The following is a 16,528-nucleotide window of genomic DNA, read 5'->3' on the forward strand; positions in this document are numbered from 1 at the left end:
TGGCGGATCGGTGAGGATGGCTCCATGCGCGACATCTACGTGGTCACCCATCCGGAGGCGACGCACCACCTGGAGGACCGCGTCGGCGGCTGGTTCGACTCCGAGCTGACGCCTCGCGGTCACGAGCACGCACGTCTGGTTGCGCAGGCCCTGCACGAGCGCATCGAGGTCGGCCCCCCTGCGGCCGTCTTCACCTCCGACCTGCGCCGCACGGTGCAGACCGCGGAGCCGATCGGCGCCGCGCTCGGTGTGACACCGATCCGGCTGCAGGGCCTGCGGGAGAAGTCCTACGGCGAGGGCGGCGGCATGCCGGACGCGTGGTTCCGCGAGCGCTTCGTCCCGCCGCCCGCCGAGGGTGAGCGCCTCGAGCACGACGAGGGGATCGCCGGCGCAGAGACCAAGGGTGCGTGGGTGCGGCGGGTCTACGCCGCCATGGACGAGGTCGTCGCCGACCCCTCCGCCACGACGGTGATCGTCACCCACGGCGGCTCGGTCTCGTTCGTGATCGCCCACTGGATCGGGATGCCGCTCGACGCCCTGAGCCGGGTCGCCTTCCGGGTGCCGTCGGGCAGCATCACCCACCTCCATCGCGACGACTACTTCCACAACCACGCCGTCGTGTCGCTCGGCGACACCGCGCACCTCAGGGGTCGGTGAGGTCTCTCGTGCCGTGTGGGGTGACGAGGAGGGTCTGGCCGTGGGGTTCTTGCCAGAGGAAGGTGCCGGGGACCAGTTGTTGATATCGCCAGCCGGCGTGGGTCTTGAGCTGGTGGTGATGTCGACAGAGTGGGGCCAGGTTGCACTCGCACGTCACGCCCGACTTTGCGTGGGCGATGAGGTGGTCGAGGTCGCATCTGCGTGAGGGCTTGGAGCAGTGGGGGAAGACGCAGGTGGGGTTGCGGAGTCGGACCGTCTCGGCGGTGGTGAACGACGGCACGTAGGGGTCGTCACCGGTGTGGCCGGCGGTGTCGCCGCCTGCGCAGTGGGTGGTGAGGTCGAGGACGGGGCGGATGGTGACGTGGCGGTCTTGGCGGGCGAGCCAGTCGCGGACGGTGGTGGCGAGGAGGGTGTGGCCGTGCTCGTCGGTGGCGAGCAGCCCACGGCCTTCGAGCGCATCCTGGTTGAGGTGGACGTAGGCCACGATGCTCTTGCTCGGTGCCGGCGCGTCCTGGTGGTTGAGGAGCGCGAGGGCCCGGGCGGGGTCGGCGAGGATCCCGACCGCCATGGAGCGGCGTACGTCGAGGGTCTCGAGGGATCCGTCGCGCTTCAACGCCTCCGCCACCTGTGACAGGGCGGTGTTGAAGTCGTGCAGGTCGGCCCAGTCGGCGCGGATGTCCATGGTGGCGATCCCGGTGTGACCCATGGTCTTCTCGTCGAGGGTGACGTGGCGGTGCTCGAGGGCCTCGAGGGACTCGATCTCGACGAGCTCGGCGTGGAGCTTCAGTTTGGCCTCATCGATGAGCCGGTCGACGGTCACCAGTCCGGCGGTCTCGGCGATGGGTGCGATGCCTCGGTCGACGTGCTCGATGACGTCGCGTGGTGCGCCGAGGACGGCCTTCGCGATGCGGTGCGCCCGCCACACGGGGACCTTCCCGGCGCAGACCTTGGCGTGCACCCTCGGCATGCGGTGCCGGATGACCAGGGAGTCGCGGATGAACGCACGACCCGCGCTTGTGCTCATCTGGTTGGCGGTGGCGAAGGGTGCTGCGGCGTTCCAGGCGATGGGTGGGATGCCGAACCACTGGTCCTCGTCGAGGTCACCGGTGCCGGGGGTGCGGTCGTCGCGGTCACCGAGGTCGTCGGCCGGCACGGAGCTGCTGCGGGGTGCTTTCCAGGTCTGGTCGCCGGGGGTCTCGGGGTGGGCGTGGGCCCACGCGATCGCGAGGTGGAATGTCTGCAGAGCCGCAGCGTCGGCTGCTGCTCTGGCGTCACGGACCAGGGTGATGAGGTCGGTGGGGGTGGGCGCGTCGTCGTCGACCTGGTGGGGGTCGATGACGGTGGTCATGACATCTAGTGTAGTCGAAGACACGTTCGGTTGACAAGCACGATTCCACATGTATCCGCAGGTGGTTTCGAGGCTCGCTGCGCTCGCACCTCAACCACCGTGCGCGGCTCGCTCGCCATGGGTCCCTCTTCGGTGGCCACACGTTTGACCACCCCGCAAGCGCGGAGTCCAGCCGGCCTCGACGCCTCCTCGCTGACGCTGGTCGCGCCTCACCACCGATATCCGGTCGAGTTCACTGACTGGACGTGGTGGAGTCCTGCCTGGAGGTGATCGCGATGGCTGGTTACGGCGCACTGTCCGACGTCTACGAGTGGCTGATCGGGGACGACAAGCTGACCCCCGCCCAAGCAGCCGCGGTCTACTGCAGCGAGGTCGTGGGCTCCGTGCCGCCCGACGCCCGCGTCCTCGACTGCGCGTGCGGGACCGGCCAGCTCGCCGTCGGTCTCGCGGGTCTCGGCCTCGACGTGGTCGCCGCGGACGCCAGCGACGGGATGGTCCGCCGGACCGAGGAGCTCGCCAGCGAGCAGGGCGTCTCGCTGCACACCCTCCACGCGAGCTGGGACGAGCTGCCCGACCACCTGGCGGACGCGACGTTCGACCTGGTGTTCTGCGTCGGCAACTCGCTCGGGCACGCCGAGGGCGCAGCCGGGCGCCTGACCGCACTGGGGGCGATGTCACGGCTGCTGGGCCCGGGCGGGCGCCTCGTGATCACGTCACGCAACTGGGAGCTCGTGCGCTCCGCCGGCTCGCGGGTCGACGTCCGCGACCGACTCGTGCGCCGCCACGGCCGCGATGCGGTCGTCAGCTACTACTGGCACATCGAGCAGCGCTGGGAGCAGGAGCACGTCCTCGAGATCGTGGTCGCCCGGATCGAGCCGGACGGGGCGGTGCAAGCCTGCGCGGAGCGGTTGTCCCTCTGGCCCTACCGGTACGACGACCTCGTGGTGCAGCTGGGCAACGTCGGGCTCACGGTGCAGTCCACCACCTTCGACCCCGCCACCGACGGCTACACGGTGGTCGCCGGGAGGTCCGCCTCATGAGCGAGCCGTTCTACGCGGACGCGAGGACCTACGACCGCTTGTTCCCCGGAGGCGAGCGGGCCGTGGAGCTCTACCGGGCCGAGGCCGATCGGCACGGCGGGTCCGTCCTGGAGCTCGGGTCCGGCACCGGGCGCACGCTGATCCCCATCGCCGCCGACGGGCATCCGAGCGTCGGTCTGGAGCTCTCGCCGGACATGCTCGCCGAGGCGCAGCGCAAGGCGGCCGAACGCGGCGTGGACGTCGACTGGGTGCAGGGCGACATGCGCGACTTCGACCTGGGCCGGAGGTTCGACCTCGTGATCATCGCGGCCAACTCACTGCTCCACCTGCACGACGCCGACGACCTGGTGAGCTGCTTCCGGTCCGTGAGCCGGCACCTGGCAGCCGGAGCGCGTTTGGTCTTCGACGTGTTCAACCCGAGTGTGCACGTGCTTGCCGGCGCCGACGGCGTGCGGCGCACCCGTGAGGAGTTGGCATTCAAGGATCCCGGACGCGGCAACGTCAGCGTCGATGTCGCCGAGACCTACGACGCGGCGGCCCAGGTGACCCGCGGGACGTGGTCCTTCTCGGCGGAGTCCCAGCCCGACTACCTCGTCGTGCCGTTGGAGCTCAGGAGCGTCTTCCCCCAGGAGCTGCCGCTGTTGCTCTCGCTCGGCGGCCTTCGGCTCGTCGAACGGTTCGGCGACTGGTCCCGTGGGCCTCTCACCGCAGAGTCGGCGATCCAGCTCTGCGTCTGCGAGTCGGCCTGAACCGAGGGGCCACAGGACCACCGTGGTCGGCTCAGGCGGGCCGATATCGCAGGGCGACCGCACCGGACCCGAGCTCACGACGGTCCACGAGGTCGAGCCGGATGGGCTCGCGCAGTCCGGCGAGCGTGACGTTGATCGAATAGCGAAGCGGTCTCATCTCGTTGCTCTCCCTGGATGCGTGCCGCGCGTGCACCGGACGCTACTCAGGAGCACCGCACTGACAGAGGATGAGTCACATGCCCGAGCTCCTTACCCCGACCACAGACCTCCACGACGCCTGGCTCGCCTGCCACCGCGAGTGGGGGCCGGGGGTGCACGAGGACGGCTTCGCGATCAACCCCGATGACGACGTCGAGTCTGTCGACGGCTTCGCCGCCTGGGTCGCCCGGCTGCACGCGCTGCCGGCCGCGCGGGCCTGGTGGATCGTCGAGGGCGACGAGGTCCGGGGCGGGATCGTCCTGCGCCACGTCACCAGCGAGACGACCCAGCGACTGGGGCACGTCGGCTATGGCATCCGGCCCTCGGCCCGGGGCCGGGGCCTCGCCACGTGGGCGCTCGGCCGGGTGCGCTCCCACGGCCGGGCCGCGGGCCTGGACCGGCTGCTGGTCGTCTGCCTCGACGACAACGTCGGCTCGATCACGACCATCGAGCGCAACGGGGGGATCCTCGAGGAGGTCGTGGACGACCCCCACGGCCGGCTGCGGCGCTACCGGATCGACGTCGACGACAACAACGACGGCGACGTCACCGACCCGTCACCGCCGCACACAGCCCACTGACCGTCCGGGTCCACACGTCCGGATGCGTCGACCAGAAGTCGTGCGGCACGTCGGGCAGGGTCGTGAAGGTCCCGTGGCGCACGGTCCGCGCCAGCTGAGCCATCGGCCAGCTCGGCCGGATGTCGTCGCCGGCCGCGACGAAGGCCATCGGCACGTCGCAGTCGGCGAGATCCCGCCACAGCGAGTCCCCTTGGATCCATGCGGTGAACGACGCACCCAGCGCCGCGTGCACCTCCGGCGCCCAGGCGATCTCCACGACGGGCTCTCCCGGCTTGCCCGCCTCGTAGGCCTCGGACCAGGTGCGGTCGCGCTGCGGACCGCGCCCCGCGATGCCGACGACGGCCACCACCGACGCCGGGTGCTCCACGGCGTAGCGCACCGCCAGGTCACAGCCCCACGAGTGGCCGACCACCACCCACGACGCCACCCCCACGGCCGACCGCACGGCCTCCAGGTCCGCAACCGCCCGCTCCATGTCGTGCGGCCCGCCGCCGGAGCGCCCCACCCCGCGCGGCTCAGGGAGCCAGACGCGGTGGCCGACCGGCGCGAGCGCGTCCTGCTCCAGGTAGTGCACGCACCCAGGTCCACCCGACAGCACGAGCACGTCCGGGCCGTCCCCCGTCACGCCGACGTGCAGGGCGACGCCGTCCACCTCGACGCGCACCGACTCCATGCCCACGGACGCTAGCAACCGTGAGCCACACTGGGGTGATGAGGCGACTTCTCGGCGCCATGGTCCTGCTCCCGGCACTCGCCGGCTGCAGCAGCACGGCGGAGCCCGGAGCAACCCCGACACCCCCGGCCAGCAGCACCCCGGCGCCGCCCACGAGCAAGCCCACCACCCCACCCACCGAGACGCCGACGCCGACGCCGACCCCGACGCCCCAGCGTCGCGCCAGCCCCGACGACGTCGACGTCTCGGTCGCGACGCGGGCGGTGCGCCACCTCGCGGGTGTCATCGGCCCGCGGCCCGGGACCAGCCCGGCGTACGTCGAGGCGGCCGCCTGGGTGCAGGGCCGGCTCGAGGCCAGCGGGTGGCAGGTGACGCGGCAGCGCTTCGCCACCCCGGCCGGCGTCTCGTGGGGCGTGCCCGTGCAGGCCGGGCCCAGCATCAACCTGGTCGCGACGCGGGGCGACGTCGAGCCCGGCAAGCCCTGGCTCGCCGTCGGTGCGCACCTCGACACGGTGCCGCAGGCGCCCGGGGCCGAGGACAATGCGTCCGGCGTCGGTGCCCTCCTGGCGACGGCCGACGCGATCGCGGAGACCAGGACCCGGCTGCCCGTCGTGCTCATCGCGTTCGGGTCCGAGGAGCCGCGCGGCCCCAGCGACGACGACCACCACTACGGCTCGCGGGCCTACGTCGCCTCCCTCACGCCCGCCGAGCGACGCGGCCTGCGCGGCATGATCTCGCTCGACCGGGTCGGCGTCGGCGACGTGATGCCGGTCGGCACGCCGGCGGAGCCCAACGCCCTCACCGACGAGATCACGGCAGCCGCCCGGCGCGCGGGAGAGGCGACCGTGCTCGACCCCTTCCAGCGCTCCAGCGACCACTGGTCCTTCGTGCGCGACGGCCTGCCTGGCGCCCGGCTGGGCAGCACGCCCTACGCCGGCTACCACTCCGAGGCCGACACCCCCGACGTCGTACGACGCTCCCAGCTCGCCGCAGCCGCCCGCATCGTCGTCAGCTGGCTCAGGTAGCCCCGCTCAGGTAGCCCCGCTCAGGTAGCCGCCCGCCAGAGGTCGAGCGCGATGTCGACGAGCCCGACGCGGGGCAGCCGCGCCACCTCGGCGAGCGGCCACCAGCGCGCCTCGTCGGTGCTGCCGTCGACCTCCTGGGTGAGCTCGCCACCCACGACGGAGCCCTCGTAGACGACGCGCACCGCCTTCATCGGCCGGTCGGTGTCGGCCAGGCGCCGCGAGACCGGGATGGTGTAGCTGTGCACGCCGAGCAGGCGACCGAGCCGCGCGTCGTAGCCGGTCTCCTCCCGCACCTCGCGCACCGCGCCGTCCTCGGCCGACTCGTCGAAGTCCACCCCACCCCCGGGCAGCGTCCACTTCTTCTCGTCGGCCTCGTTCCACAGCGCGAGCAGGACCCGGTCCTGGTCGTCGACGATGACGGCGTAGGCGGCCAGACGTGTGTCGTAGTCGGTGTACTCCATCGCCCCATCATGGAATAGACCACCTGGGCGCCGTCGCTATGCCCCCATGACCGTTTCCACGATCACGCTCAACGACCACACGACCATCCCCCAGCTCGGCTTCGGCACCTACCAGGTCCCGCCCGAGGAGACCGCCGCCACCGTGCGCACCGCGCTCGAGGTCGGCTACCGCCACATCGACACCGCGCAGATGTACCAGAACGAGGAGGGCGTCGGCGAGGCGCTGACGTCCTCCGGCATCGCGCGCGACGAGCTCTACGTCACGACCAAGCTCAACAACGGCTTCCACGCCCCCGACGACGTGCGCCGCAGCTTCGACGAGTCGCTGGCCAAGCTCGGCCTCGACCACGTGGACCTCTTCCTGATCCACTGGCCGCTGCCCACCAAGTACGACGGCGACTACGTCTCCACCTGGAAGGCCATGGCCGAGCTCACGAAGGACGGGCGGGCCCGCTCCGTCGGCGTCTCCAACTTCGAGCCGGCCCACCTCGACCGCATCGTGGAGGAGACCGGCGTGCTGCCGGCCGTCAACCAGATCGAGGTCCACCCCTACCTGACGAACGAGGCGGCCCGCGCCGCGTCGATCCGGCACGGCGTCGAGGTCGAGGCCTGGTCCCCGATCGCCCAGGGTGCGGTGCTCGACGACGAGGTGATCGACAAGATCGCCGCCGCCCACGGCAAGACCGCCTCGCAGGTGACGCTGCGCTGGCACCTCGAGCGGGGCGACATCATCTTCCCCAAGTCGATGCGCGAGGAGCGGATGCGGGAGAACTTCGACATCTTCGACTTCACCCTCACCGTCGACGAGGTCGCCGCCATCACCGCGCTCGACCGTGGCGAGGAGGGCCGCACCGGCCCGCACCCCGACACGTTCGACTTCATCCCCGGCTGAGGCTCTCGGCCAGGGCGGTCGCCGACTCCTCGTCGAAGGCGCCGGCCAGCTGCAGACGGCCGTCGGTGATCGGCGTCTCCACCGTGGGGGCGCTGATCACCACGCCTGCGGCCACCAGCGCGAGCCGGCCACCCGTGGCAGCCAGCTCGGAGGACAGGTCGCCCAGCGACTCGCTGGCACCGGTCTCGAAGTCCACCGTGACGACCCAGACGTCCGAGCCCGTCGCGATGCCGGCCTGAGCGTCCTCGACACCGCCGACGACCACGGCCGGCCCGAGGCTGTACTTCGTGCCTCGGTCGTCGCAGGCAGCGCCCTGCTGCTCGGCGCCCAGGGTCACCGGCGGTGCGTCGCAGTCGAGCCCGTCGAACTGCTGCTTCACCAGCGAGTCCGGCGCCGGCGCCTCGCTGGTGGCGATCACGGCCCGGACCTCCAGCGGTGTCCCGGGGGCGGTCGAGGCCGACGGCGAGGCGGCGGTCGGGTCGGCCTCCGGCCGATCCGTGGGCGGCTCGTCCCCGCACCCGGCCAGCACGGCGACGAGCAGGGACCCGAGGACCAGGGCACGCAGTCTCATGCCTGCGAATGTCTCACGCGTCGAGAGTGCGTCCCCAGGTCTCGAGCAGGTGGGCGAGTCGCGACCGCCCTAGGTCGCCGAGGCCCTCGACCAGCCGGTGCTCGTTGGCCATGTGGGCCTCGAAGGCCTCGTCGATGAGCGTGCGGCCCGCCGGGGTCAGGGCCACGACGCGTCCGCGGCCGTCGAGCTCGCTGACGCGCCGCGTCACCCAGCCCTTCTCCAGGCACCGGTCGACCCGCTTGGTCACCGCTCCCGACGAGACCATCGTCGAGGCCGCCAGCGCACCGGGCGTCAGCTCGAAGGGCTCCCCGGTGCGCCGCAGGGTGGCCAGGACGTCGAACTCACCCTCCCCCAGGCCGAACGACCGGTAGACCACGGTGAGCTCCTCGTCGAGGTGCTGCGCGATCCGGGTCAGGCGCCCGATGATCCCCTGGGGCGCGACGTCCAGGTCGGGGCGCTCCACCGCCCACTGGCCCATGATCCGGCCGACGTGATCCAGGTCGCGCTCCATGCGCGGAATATATCCCACGTGGAAACTATTCTTGTTTCCATGGAAAGTATCTCGTGGCGCACTGCGGCGATCACCGCCGTCGCGCCGATCGCGTGGGGTTCGACGTACGTCGTCACTGAGCAGCTGCTGCCGCCCGACCGCCCGCTCTTCGCCGCCGTGGTGCGCGCACTGCCGGCCGGTCTCCTGCTGCTGGCCTACCGCCGTCGACTCCCCCAGGGCGACTGGTGGTGGCGCTCCGCCGTGCTCGGGGTGCTCAACATCGGCCTGTTCTTCCCGCTCATCTTCCTGGCCGCCTACGAGCTGCCCGGCGGGCTGGCCGCGACCCTGCAGGCGACCATGCCGCTCGCGGTCATGGCCGTCGCCTGGCGGCTGCTGCGCGAGCGCCCCGGTGCCGCGCGGATCGCGGCCGCCCTCGTCGGGGTCCTCGGCGTCGGGCTGCTGGTGCTCCGCTCACCCGGCCAGGTCTCGACCGTGGGCCTGCTCGCCGCCTTCGGCTCGGTCGCCGTGACCGCGCTGGGCTTCGTGCTCCTCAAGCGCTGGGAGCCGCCGGTCGACATGGTCACGCTCGTGTCCTGGCAGCTCGTCGCCGGAGGCCTGGTCCTCGTCCCGGTCGCCCTGGCGGTCGAGGGCGCCCCGCCCGCGATCGACCTGCCCGCCGCCGCCGGCTTCCTGTGGCTCGGCGTGGTCGGCACGATCCTGGCCTACACCTGCTGGTTCCACGGGCTCACGCGCATGCCCGCCGGGGCGGTCTCCCTCATCGGCCTGCTCAACCCCGTGGTCGGCACCCTGCTGGGCGTCGCGTTCGCGGGCGAGCTCTTCGGCTGGTCGCAGGCCCTCGGCATGGCGCTGGTCCTCGGCGGTGTCGTCGCAGGACAGCCCGCCGTGGCGGTCGCCGTACGACGTCGCCGGGCGACCCGACGCACCGCCGGCGTCCCACCCACCACTCCCCGCGAGCTCGTCGGGGCCGGGGCGCGACGCGGATAGGGCGGCGCCGGTGGGCCGACGTCAGCCGATCGTCACCGTGACCTCGTTGGAGATCTCGTCGTTGTCGGTGTCGACCACGCGGAAGCGGTTCTCACCGGGCTTGCCGGTCTGGATGTAGGTCGAGAAGGTCTCGTTGGTCACCAGGGCGGTCACGGGGAAGTCGCCCCACGCGCCGTTCTCGAACTGCTGCACCTGGAGGATCGCGCCCTCACCGCCGGGATAGACACCGGTCAGGTCGATGCGCTCCATCGCCCCCACCGCGGTCTGCCCGGACTGCAGCGAGATCCCGGACTCCGGCTCCTCCTCGGACGGCTCCTGGCTGGGGAACTGGCTGACCGAGCCCTCGGGGTCGGGCGCCAACGTGATCAGCGGGTCCGAGTCGCGGTTGGTGGGCTCCACCGGCGGCAGGAACATCGTCTCCTGCGCGGTCGAGCCCGAGGTCGCCTCCTCGGAGCCCCCGATGCCGAGCACCCGGCTGGCCGCCAGGGCGCCACCACCGAGGATCAGCCCCACGGTCAGCGCGACGGCCACCAGCGCGACGACCCCCGACAGGACGGGGTGTCCGTCGGCTCCGGCGGGACGGTCGGTGTCTTCCTCGGCCACGTGCGGTCTCTCCCTGGCTCGGCGTACGTCGGGGCCATTGTCGGCGACGCAGCCAAGCAGACCAAACGCCAGCCCCCAGGGCCGGGCGTCAGCGGGGCTCGAGGACCACGACCGGGATCTCCCGGTCGGTGCACTCCTGGTAGACCTCGAAGTCGGCGTAGAGCTCCACGAGCAGCGGCCACAGCCGCGCACGCTCCTCGGGCGAGGCCGTGTGCGCGCGCACCGCGCGCTTCTCCGTGCGGATCTGCACGGTCGTGTCGGGCGAGGCGACCAGGTTGGGATACCACTGCGGGTTCTTCGGCAACCCGCCCTGCGAGGCGACGACCACGACGTCGGGACCGTCGAGCAGGTAGAGCAGCGGCGTGCGGAAGCGCGTCCCCGACTTGCGGCCGACATGGTCCAGGAGCAGCGTCGGCACCGGCTTGCGGAAGCCCGCGCCGATGCGCCACTTGCTGCCGATCCGTCCACCGGTGAGCGTGAAGACCTTCACCTGGGCCTTGGCCATGTACTTGATGACCTTCACCGTCGCCGGGCTCGCCAACGCCTTCTTGCGCTTCTCGAGCTGCTCCGGGGTCATCGTCATGTCAGAGGCCACGCTTCCACACGACCTGCTCGTGCAGGTGCCGGCTGCGCCAACCGTCCGCGGTGCGGACCAGCGTGTGGTGGTAGATCCCGCCCAGCTCGACGATCTTCTCCCCGCCCGTCCCGTCGTCCATGGGCATCGGGTTGTGGAAGTACGCCGAGCAGGTCGCGGCGTCCGGGTCCCCGGCGTCGAGGGAGATGTCGAGCTGGCCCAGGGTGTGCATCCGCTTGGGGAAGAACGCCGGGAGCATCTCGGCCAGCCACGGCTTGACCTCCTCGTACGACGCCGCGATGCCGCCCGACTCGGTGTAGTCGATCTGCGCGTCCGGGGTGAACACGGTGTCCAGCACGTCCCACTCCCCGGTGTCGATGGCGCGGGTGTAGCGGGTCAGCACGTCGGAGATCTCGGCCCGGTCGCTCAGCATCTGGAGGTCCACGTGTGAACTCTGGCACAAAACTGGAACACGTTCTATATTTCGACAGGCTCAATAACCGGAAAGCAGGAGAGATGCGATTCACCTACGCCGAGGCGATGACCCAGGCGCACTACTACGCCCCGCTCGCGCAGGCCGCGGAGGCCGCCGGCTACACGAGCATGACCGTGGCCGACAGCCTGATCTATCCCAAGGAGTCGGACTCCAAGTACCCCTACACCGACACCGGGGACCGGGCCTTCCTCGACGGCAAGGAGTTCATCGAGACGATGGTGCTCTGCGCGCACCTCTTCGCGCACACCACGACGCTGCGCCTGACGCCGTTCGTGCTCAAGCTGCCGGTCCGCCCGCCGGTGCTGGTCGCCAAGCAGGCCTCGTCGCTGGCCTTCCTCTCCGGCAACCGCCTCGGCCTCGGCGTCGGCCTCTCGCCGTGGCCCGAGGACTTCGCCAACCTCGGCGTCGACTGGGCCAAGCGCGGCAAGCGCATGGACGAGTGCATGGACATCCTGCGCGGGCTCACCATGGGTGAGTACTTCGCCTACGACGGCGACTTCTACCAGGTCGACGAGCTCAAGCAGTGCCCCGGCGCGACCGAGAAGATCCCGCTCCTGGTGGGCGGTCACGCCGACGCGGCGCTGCGCCGCGCGGTCCTCAAGGGCGACGGCTGGATGCACGCCGGCGGCGACGGCGAGGAGCTCGACCGGCTCCTGACCCGCCTCGCCGAGATCCGCAAGGAGGAGGGCGACACCCGCGACGACTTCGAGGTGCACGTCATCTCCTACGACGCCTACGACGTCGACGGCATCAAGCGCCTCGAGGACAAGGGCGTCACCGACTGCATCGTCGGCTTCCGGGTGCCTTACATCATGGGCCCGGACACCGAGCCGCTCGAGAAGAAGATCGACGCGATCGAGCAGTACGCCCACAGCATCATCCACAAGGTCAACGGATGACCGGCTCGGCCCAGGGCAGCCTGGGGCTCACCCAGGTGCTGCAGGACGCGATCGCGGAGGCCGAGGAGCTGGTCGCCAACGCGCCATTCATCCGCACCGAGACCGACCGGCTCGAGGGCTACGACTACCTCTCCGGGCGCATCCGGATGGCGATGCAGATGGCCTTCGACCACGACCTCGACCGGCCGTTGCTCATCAACCCGACCCACCAGTTCTCCCGCCAGGGGCTCGACAACCCCGACGCCATCTACTTCAACGCCTACCTCCGCGAGGGCGTCGAGTACGTCGTGCGCGGGCGTCGCGGGTCCAGCGCGGACCTGTCCTTCCAGGTCATGGGCGGCTCCTACAGCGCCACGTCCGCCGCCACGTCGTTGATGGCCTTCGACGACCGCGAGCTCGACGTCGCCGACGACGGGACCTTCGAGTTCACCTACGTCGCCGAGCCCGGCGCCAAGACCCTCATCGTGCGCGAGGTCTTCAACGACTGGGACACCGAGGAGCGCGGGCTGCTCACCATCGAGCGCACCGACACCCTCGGCAAGCCGGCGCGCGCCCTCACCGAGGACCTGCTCCGCAAGAAGTACGAGGTGGCCGCCCGCAGCCTGGTCGGCAGCATCCAGACGTGGTTCGCCTTCCCCCAGTTCTTTCAGTACAAGGAGCCGGTCAACACCCTGACCGCCCCGCAGTCGACGCCGGGCGGGCTCGCCTCCCAACGCTCCTCCATCGGTCACTACGAGCTGGCCGAGGACGAGGCGATGATCGTCTCGGTGCCGCGCTGCGACGACTGCGCCTACCAGGCGATCCAGATCGGGTCGGACTGGTATGCCTCGACCGACTACGAGACCCACCAGACCTCGCTCACCAAGGCCCAGGCCGACACCGACCCCGACGGCGTCATGCGCTTCGTCGTCTCCGAGCGGCCTCCGGCCGACGGCGCCCCGATCGCCAACTGGCTCGAGACGACGGGGCACCGCACCGGCTCGATGATGCTGCGCTGGCAGCGCCTCGAGCGGGACCTCTCGGCCGACGACGGCCCCACGATCCAGGTCGTCAAGGTCACCGACGTGCCCGACCTGCTCCCGCACCTCACCGCCCTCACCACCGAGGAGTACGCCGCGCGGATCGCCGCGCGCCAGCGCTCCGTTGCCCGAAGGATGATCAGTTGAGCCAGGACTCCCCCGCACTCGGACTCGCGGCCGCGCACGACACCTCGATCGAGGAGCGCTACACCCCCGTCCCCCTGCTCCAGGGCAAGGTGGTCGTCATCTCCGGCATCGGCCCGGGCCTCGGCCGCTCGCTCGCCGAGGAGGCGGCCCGGATGGGCGCCGACCTGGTGATCGCGAGCCGCACCGAGTCCCGCCTCCTCGCACTCCAGGCCGAGCTCGAGGGCCACGGCGGCAAGGTCGTCAGCGTGGTCACCGACGTCACCGACGAGGACTCCCGGGTCAACCTGCGCGACAAGTCCCTCGAGGCCTTCGGTCGCGTCGACTGCGTCATCAACAACGCGTTCACCATCCCGCCGATGGACCCGATCACCCAGATCAGCCCGCGCAAGCTCGCCAAGGTCAACGAGACCAACGTCTTCGCCCCGCTGCGGCTCTCGGCGCTCTTCGCCGACGCGCTGGCCGAGAGCAAGGGCTCGATCATCATGCTCAACTCCTGCGTCGCGTTCTCCTCCCAGCCCGAGTTCGCCGGCTACAAGCTGTCCAAGGGAGCGCTGGAGCACCTCGCCTCGTCGCTCGCGACCGAGCTGGGCCCGCGCGGGATCCGCGTCAACAGCGTCGCGCCGTCGTACATCTATGAAGACGTCAACCGCGGCTACTTCGACTTCCTCGCGGCCGTCGAGGAGAAGACCCACGAGGACGTCTACGCCGAGAAGGCCGCGCCCACCGACCTCAAGCGGCTCGCGTCGTCGGAGGAGGTCGCCCGCGCGACGCTCTTCCTCGCCAGCGACCTGGCCTCCGCGGTGACGGGGCAGATGCTCACGGTCGACTGCGGGGAGTTCCATGACTGACAACGTCATGGCAAGGACCCGGCCGGACGTCGGGTCCTACGACGACATCGCGGCCGCCGCCACGCGCACGACGGGCATGACCGACACCGGCGGCGACTCCCACGAGGAGGGCCTGCGCACGCTGGTCGAGGACCTGTCCTCACCGGAGGCCGGTCTGACCCCGCTGGGCAACTACTTCCAGCGCTCGGAGGTCAAGAGCGCGATCGTGGGTCGCCTGCTCACCCAGGCGAAGTTCAACGAGCGGCCCGAGCACGCCGACGTCGCGATCGAGCGTCCGGTCTTCGTGATGGGCCTGCCGCGCACGGGCACCACGGCGCTGCACCGACTGCTGCACGCCGACCCCGTCGCGCAGGGCCTCGAGATGTGGATCACCCAGTTCCCCCAGCCGCGACCGCCGCGCGACACCTGGGAGAGCGACCCGATCTTCAACGCCATGCAGCAGGCCTTCTCCGCGCACCACGTCGAGTCCCCCGAGTTCATGGGGATCCACTACATGGACGCCACCTCGGTCGAGGAGTGCTGGCGGCTGCTGCGCCAGACCGGCAAGTCCAACTCCTACGAGTCGCTGGCCAACGTGCCGCGCTACACGGCGTGGCTGGCGCAGCAGGACTGGACCGACGCCTACGCCCGCCACAAGCAGAACCTCCAGCTGATCGGGCTCAACGACCCCGAGAAGCGCTGGGTGCTCAAGAACCCCTCGCACATGACCGCGCTCGACGCGCTCATGACGGTCTATCCCGACGCGCTGGTGGTCTACACCCACCGCGACCCCGTGGTGTGCATCGCCTCGTCGTGCTCGCTGTCCGCCGAGACGACCGCCGGCCACTCCACGACGTACGTCGGTGACGTCATCGGCCAGACCCAGCTCGACCTCTGGTCGCGCTCGTTCCACGCCTTCCACGACGCGCGGCCGGCCTACGACCAGGCGCAGTTCGCCGACGTCGCCTTCCGCGACCTCGTCTCGGAGCCGGTCGCGACGATGCGGGGCATCTACGAGCAGTTCGGGATGGACTGGACGCCCGAGGCAGAGGCCGCGATCACCGACATCGACCGCGAGTCCAAGTCGGGCTCCGCCAAGCCCTCGCACCGCTACGACCTCGCGGACTACGGCCTCACCGAGGCCCAGGTCCACGCCGCCTTCGACCGATAGGGACCACCACATGAAGCGCGTCGTCGTCTGGGGCACCGGTGTCGTCGGCACCATGGTGATCGCCGAGATCATGAGGAGCCCGGCGTTCGAGCTGGTCGGGGTCGGGGTGAGCAACCCGGCCAAGGTCGGCAAGGACGCCGGCGAGCTGTGCGGGATCGCGGAGACGGGGGTGCTCGCCACGGACTCGGTGGACGAGCTCGTCGCGCTGCGCCCGGACGCGCTGGTGCACTACGGCCCGACGGCGCAGCACGCCGACGACAACATCCGCGTCATGAGCGCCTTCCTCCGCGCGGGCATCGACGTCTGCTCGACCGCCATGACGCCGTGGGTGTGGCCGGGGATGAAGCAGAACCCCGCCGCCTGGATCGACCCGATCACGCAGGCGTGCGAGGAGGGTGGTGCGTCGTGCTTCACCACCGGCATCGACCCCGGCTTCGCCAACGACCTCTTCCCGCTGACCCTGATGGGCCTGTGCGGCGAGGTCACGTCGGTCCGCGCGTCGGAGCTGCTCGACTACACCGACTACGAGGGTGACTACGAGGACGAGATGGGCATCGGCCGGCCGCCGGAGTTCACCCCGCTGCTGGAGATCCCCGACCTGCTGATCATGGCGTGGGGCGCGACGGTGCCGATGATCGCGCACGCCGTCGGCATCGAGCTCGACGACATCACCACCACCTGGGAGAAGTGGGTGACGCCGACGGACCGGACGACCGCGAAGGGCGTCATCGAGGCCGGCAACGTCGCGGCGATCCGCTTCACCATCAACGGGATCTTCCAGGGCCGCGAGGTGATCTCGCTCGAGCACGTCAACCGGATCGGGCTGGACGCCGCGCCGGAGTGGCCGGCCGGCTCGCAGGACGACGTCTACCGCGTCGACATCACCGGCTCGCCCTCGATCAGCCAGGAGACGTCGTTCCGCTTCACCGACGGCTCGGGCCGCTCCCCCGCCGTCGCCGGGTGCCTCGCCACCGGCCTGCGCGCGCTCAACGCCGTGCCGGCCGTCAACGACCTGCCCGCCGGCTGGGTCACCGCCCTCGACCTGCCGCTGGTGCCAGGGGTGGGCACGATCCGCTGACCGTGGCGGGCGGGCGCGTGCGGG

At 70.9% G+C, this 16,528-nt stretch carries 20 protein-coding genes; 12 read left to right on the top strand and 8 right to left on the bottom strand.

What is annotated here, in order from left to right; translation table 11 throughout:
* Window positions 1-24: 24 nt before the first annotated feature.
* On the top strand, window positions 25-657 hold the full coding sequence (locus tag AAG827_RS08790) for a histidine phosphatase family protein (RefSeq protein ID WP_341925540.1): 633 nt from the start codon (window positions 25-27) through the stop codon (window positions 655-657).
* Here AAG827_RS08790 and AAG827_RS08795 read toward each other — a convergent pair.
* Window positions 644-2,005, bottom strand: coding sequence for an HNH endonuclease signature motif containing protein (locus AAG827_RS08795; RefSeq protein ID WP_341925541.1), 1,362 nt, complete (start codon window positions 2,003-2,005; stop codon window positions 644-646). The two genes, AAG827_RS08790 and AAG827_RS08795, sit on opposite strands and share 14 nt — an antisense overlap.
* 275 nt (window positions 2,006-2,280) lie before the next feature.
* Here AAG827_RS08795 and AAG827_RS08800 point away from each other — a divergent pair, with 275 nt between their 5' ends.
* From AAG827_RS08800 to AAG827_RS08810, 3 genes are all read left to right on the top strand, one after another.
* Complete coding sequence (locus AAG827_RS08800) at window positions 2,281-3,045, top strand: class I SAM-dependent methyltransferase (RefSeq protein WP_341925542.1); 765 nt, start codon at window positions 2,281-2,283, stop codon at window positions 3,043-3,045.
* Window positions 3,042-3,794, top strand: coding sequence for a class I SAM-dependent methyltransferase (locus tag AAG827_RS08805; protein ID WP_341925543.1), 753 nt, complete (start codon window positions 3,042-3,044; stop codon window positions 3,792-3,794). Before AAG827_RS08800 ends, AAG827_RS08805 begins: the two co-directional genes overlap by 4 nt.
* Window positions 3,795-4,030: 236 nt before the next feature.
* On the top strand, window positions 4,031-4,573 hold the full coding sequence (locus AAG827_RS08810) for a GNAT family N-acetyltransferase (RefSeq protein ID WP_341925544.1): 543 nt from the start codon (window positions 4,031-4,033) through the stop codon (window positions 4,571-4,573).
* On the opposite strand, the gene AAG827_RS08815 is transcribed toward AAG827_RS08810, so the two are convergent.
* Window positions 4,539-5,246, bottom strand: a complete 708-nt coding sequence (locus tag AAG827_RS08815; protein ID WP_341925545.1) for an alpha/beta hydrolase — start codon at window positions 5,244-5,246, stop codon at window positions 4,539-4,541. The genes AAG827_RS08810 and AAG827_RS08815 overlap by 35 nt on opposite strands.
* Before the next feature lie 38 nt (window positions 5,247-5,284).
* Between AAG827_RS08815 and AAG827_RS08820 the strand changes: the two genes are divergently transcribed.
* Window positions 5,285-6,271 carry a M28 family peptidase gene (locus AAG827_RS08820; protein WP_341925547.1) on the top strand — a complete coding sequence of 329 codons (987 nt, stop codon included), beginning with the start codon at window positions 5,285-5,287 and terminating at the stop codon, window positions 6,269-6,271.
* Window positions 6,272-6,291: 20 nt separating this feature from the next.
* Here the strand turns inward: AAG827_RS08820 and AAG827_RS08825 are convergent, their stop codons facing one another.
* Window positions 6,292-6,732 carry an NUDIX domain-containing protein gene (locus AAG827_RS08825; RefSeq protein WP_341925548.1) on the bottom strand — a complete coding sequence of 147 codons (441 nt, stop codon included), beginning with the start codon at window positions 6,730-6,732 and terminating at the stop codon, window positions 6,292-6,294.
* Between the two features lie 46 nt (window positions 6,733-6,778).
* On the opposite strand from AAG827_RS08825, the gene AAG827_RS08830 reads away from it, so the two are divergent.
* Window positions 6,779-7,624, top strand: coding sequence for an aldo/keto reductase (locus tag AAG827_RS08830; protein WP_341925549.1), 846 nt, complete (start codon window positions 6,779-6,781; stop codon window positions 7,622-7,624).
* On the opposite strand, the gene AAG827_RS08835 is transcribed toward AAG827_RS08830, so the two are convergent.
* Window positions 7,611-8,195 (bottom strand): hypothetical protein, encoded by a 585-nt coding sequence (locus AAG827_RS08835; RefSeq protein WP_341925550.1) that lies wholly within the window; start codon window positions 8,193-8,195, stop codon window positions 7,611-7,613. The two genes, AAG827_RS08830 and AAG827_RS08835, sit on opposite strands and share 14 nt — an antisense overlap.
* A gap of 13 nt (window positions 8,196-8,208) precedes the next feature.
* Window positions 8,209-8,706: a MarR family transcriptional regulator gene (locus AAG827_RS08840; RefSeq protein ID WP_341925551.1), complete on the bottom strand. Its 498-nt coding sequence runs from the start codon at window positions 8,704-8,706 to the stop codon at window positions 8,209-8,211.
* A 39-nt stretch (window positions 8,707-8,745) separates the two neighbouring features.
* Here AAG827_RS08840 and AAG827_RS08845 point away from each other — a divergent pair, with 39 nt between their 5' ends.
* Entirely contained in the window at window positions 8,746-9,690 is a 945-nt protein-coding gene (locus tag AAG827_RS08845) for an EamA family transporter (protein WP_341925553.1), read from the top strand.
* A gap of 21 nt (window positions 9,691-9,711) precedes the next feature.
* Here AAG827_RS08845 and AAG827_RS08850 read toward each other — a convergent pair whose 3' ends face one another.
* The 3 genes from AAG827_RS08850 to AAG827_RS08860 form a co-directional block, all read right to left on the bottom strand.
* Window positions 9,712-10,293: a hypothetical protein gene (locus AAG827_RS08850; protein WP_341925555.1), complete on the bottom strand. Its 582-nt coding sequence runs from the start codon at window positions 10,291-10,293 to the stop codon at window positions 9,712-9,714.
* 88 nt (window positions 10,294-10,381) lie between these two features.
* The gene (locus AAG827_RS08855; RefSeq protein ID WP_341925556.1) at window positions 10,382-10,876 is read right to left on the bottom strand and encodes a nitroreductase family deazaflavin-dependent oxidoreductase; all 495 of its coding nucleotides are present in this window, start codon (window positions 10,874-10,876) and stop codon (window positions 10,382-10,384) included.
* A 1-nt stretch (window position 10,877) separates the two neighbouring features.
* A complete protein-coding gene (locus tag AAG827_RS08860) occupies window positions 10,878-11,312 on the bottom strand; it encodes a nuclear transport factor 2 family protein (protein ID WP_341925557.1) in 435 nt (144 codons plus the stop codon).
* 71 nt (window positions 11,313-11,383) lie between these two features.
* Between AAG827_RS08860 and AAG827_RS08865 the strand changes: the two genes are divergently transcribed.
* Genes AAG827_RS08865 through AAG827_RS08885 form a run of 5 tightly spaced genes read left to right on the top strand, consistent with a single transcriptional unit; the run spans window position 11,384 to window position 16,504 of the window.
* Window positions 11,384-12,262 carry a TIGR03619 family F420-dependent LLM class oxidoreductase gene (locus AAG827_RS08865; RefSeq protein ID WP_341925558.1) on the top strand — a complete coding sequence of 293 codons (879 nt, stop codon included), beginning with the start codon at window positions 11,384-11,386 and terminating at the stop codon, window positions 12,260-12,262.
* A complete protein-coding gene (locus AAG827_RS08870; protein WP_341925560.1) occupies window positions 12,259-13,428 on the top strand; it encodes a hypothetical protein in 1,170 nt (389 codons plus the stop codon). The genes AAG827_RS08865 and AAG827_RS08870 overlap by 4 nt, the downstream gene beginning before the upstream one ends.
* Window positions 13,425-14,276, top strand: a complete 852-nt coding sequence (locus AAG827_RS08875) for an SDR family oxidoreductase (protein ID WP_341925561.1) — start codon at window positions 13,425-13,427, stop codon at window positions 14,274-14,276. The genes AAG827_RS08870 and AAG827_RS08875 overlap by 4 nt, the downstream gene beginning before the upstream one ends.
* Window positions 14,269-15,426 (top strand): sulfotransferase, encoded by a 1,158-nt coding sequence (locus AAG827_RS08880; RefSeq protein ID WP_341925562.1) that lies wholly within the window; start codon window positions 14,269-14,271, stop codon window positions 15,424-15,426. Before AAG827_RS08875 ends, AAG827_RS08880 begins: the two co-directional genes overlap by 8 nt.
* A gap of 10 nt (window positions 15,427-15,436) precedes the next feature.
* Complete coding sequence (locus AAG827_RS08885) at window positions 15,437-16,504, top strand: diacylglycerol kinase (protein ID WP_341925563.1); 1,068 nt, start codon at window positions 15,437-15,439, stop codon at window positions 16,502-16,504.
* Window positions 16,505-16,528: the final 24 nt, after the last annotated feature.

Origin of the sequence: Nocardioides psychrotolerans, from assembly GCF_943371775.1 — a bacterium.
Classification (GTDB): domain Bacteria; phylum Actinomycetota; class Actinomycetes; order Propionibacteriales; family Nocardioidaceae; genus Nocardioides; species Nocardioides psychrotolerans_A.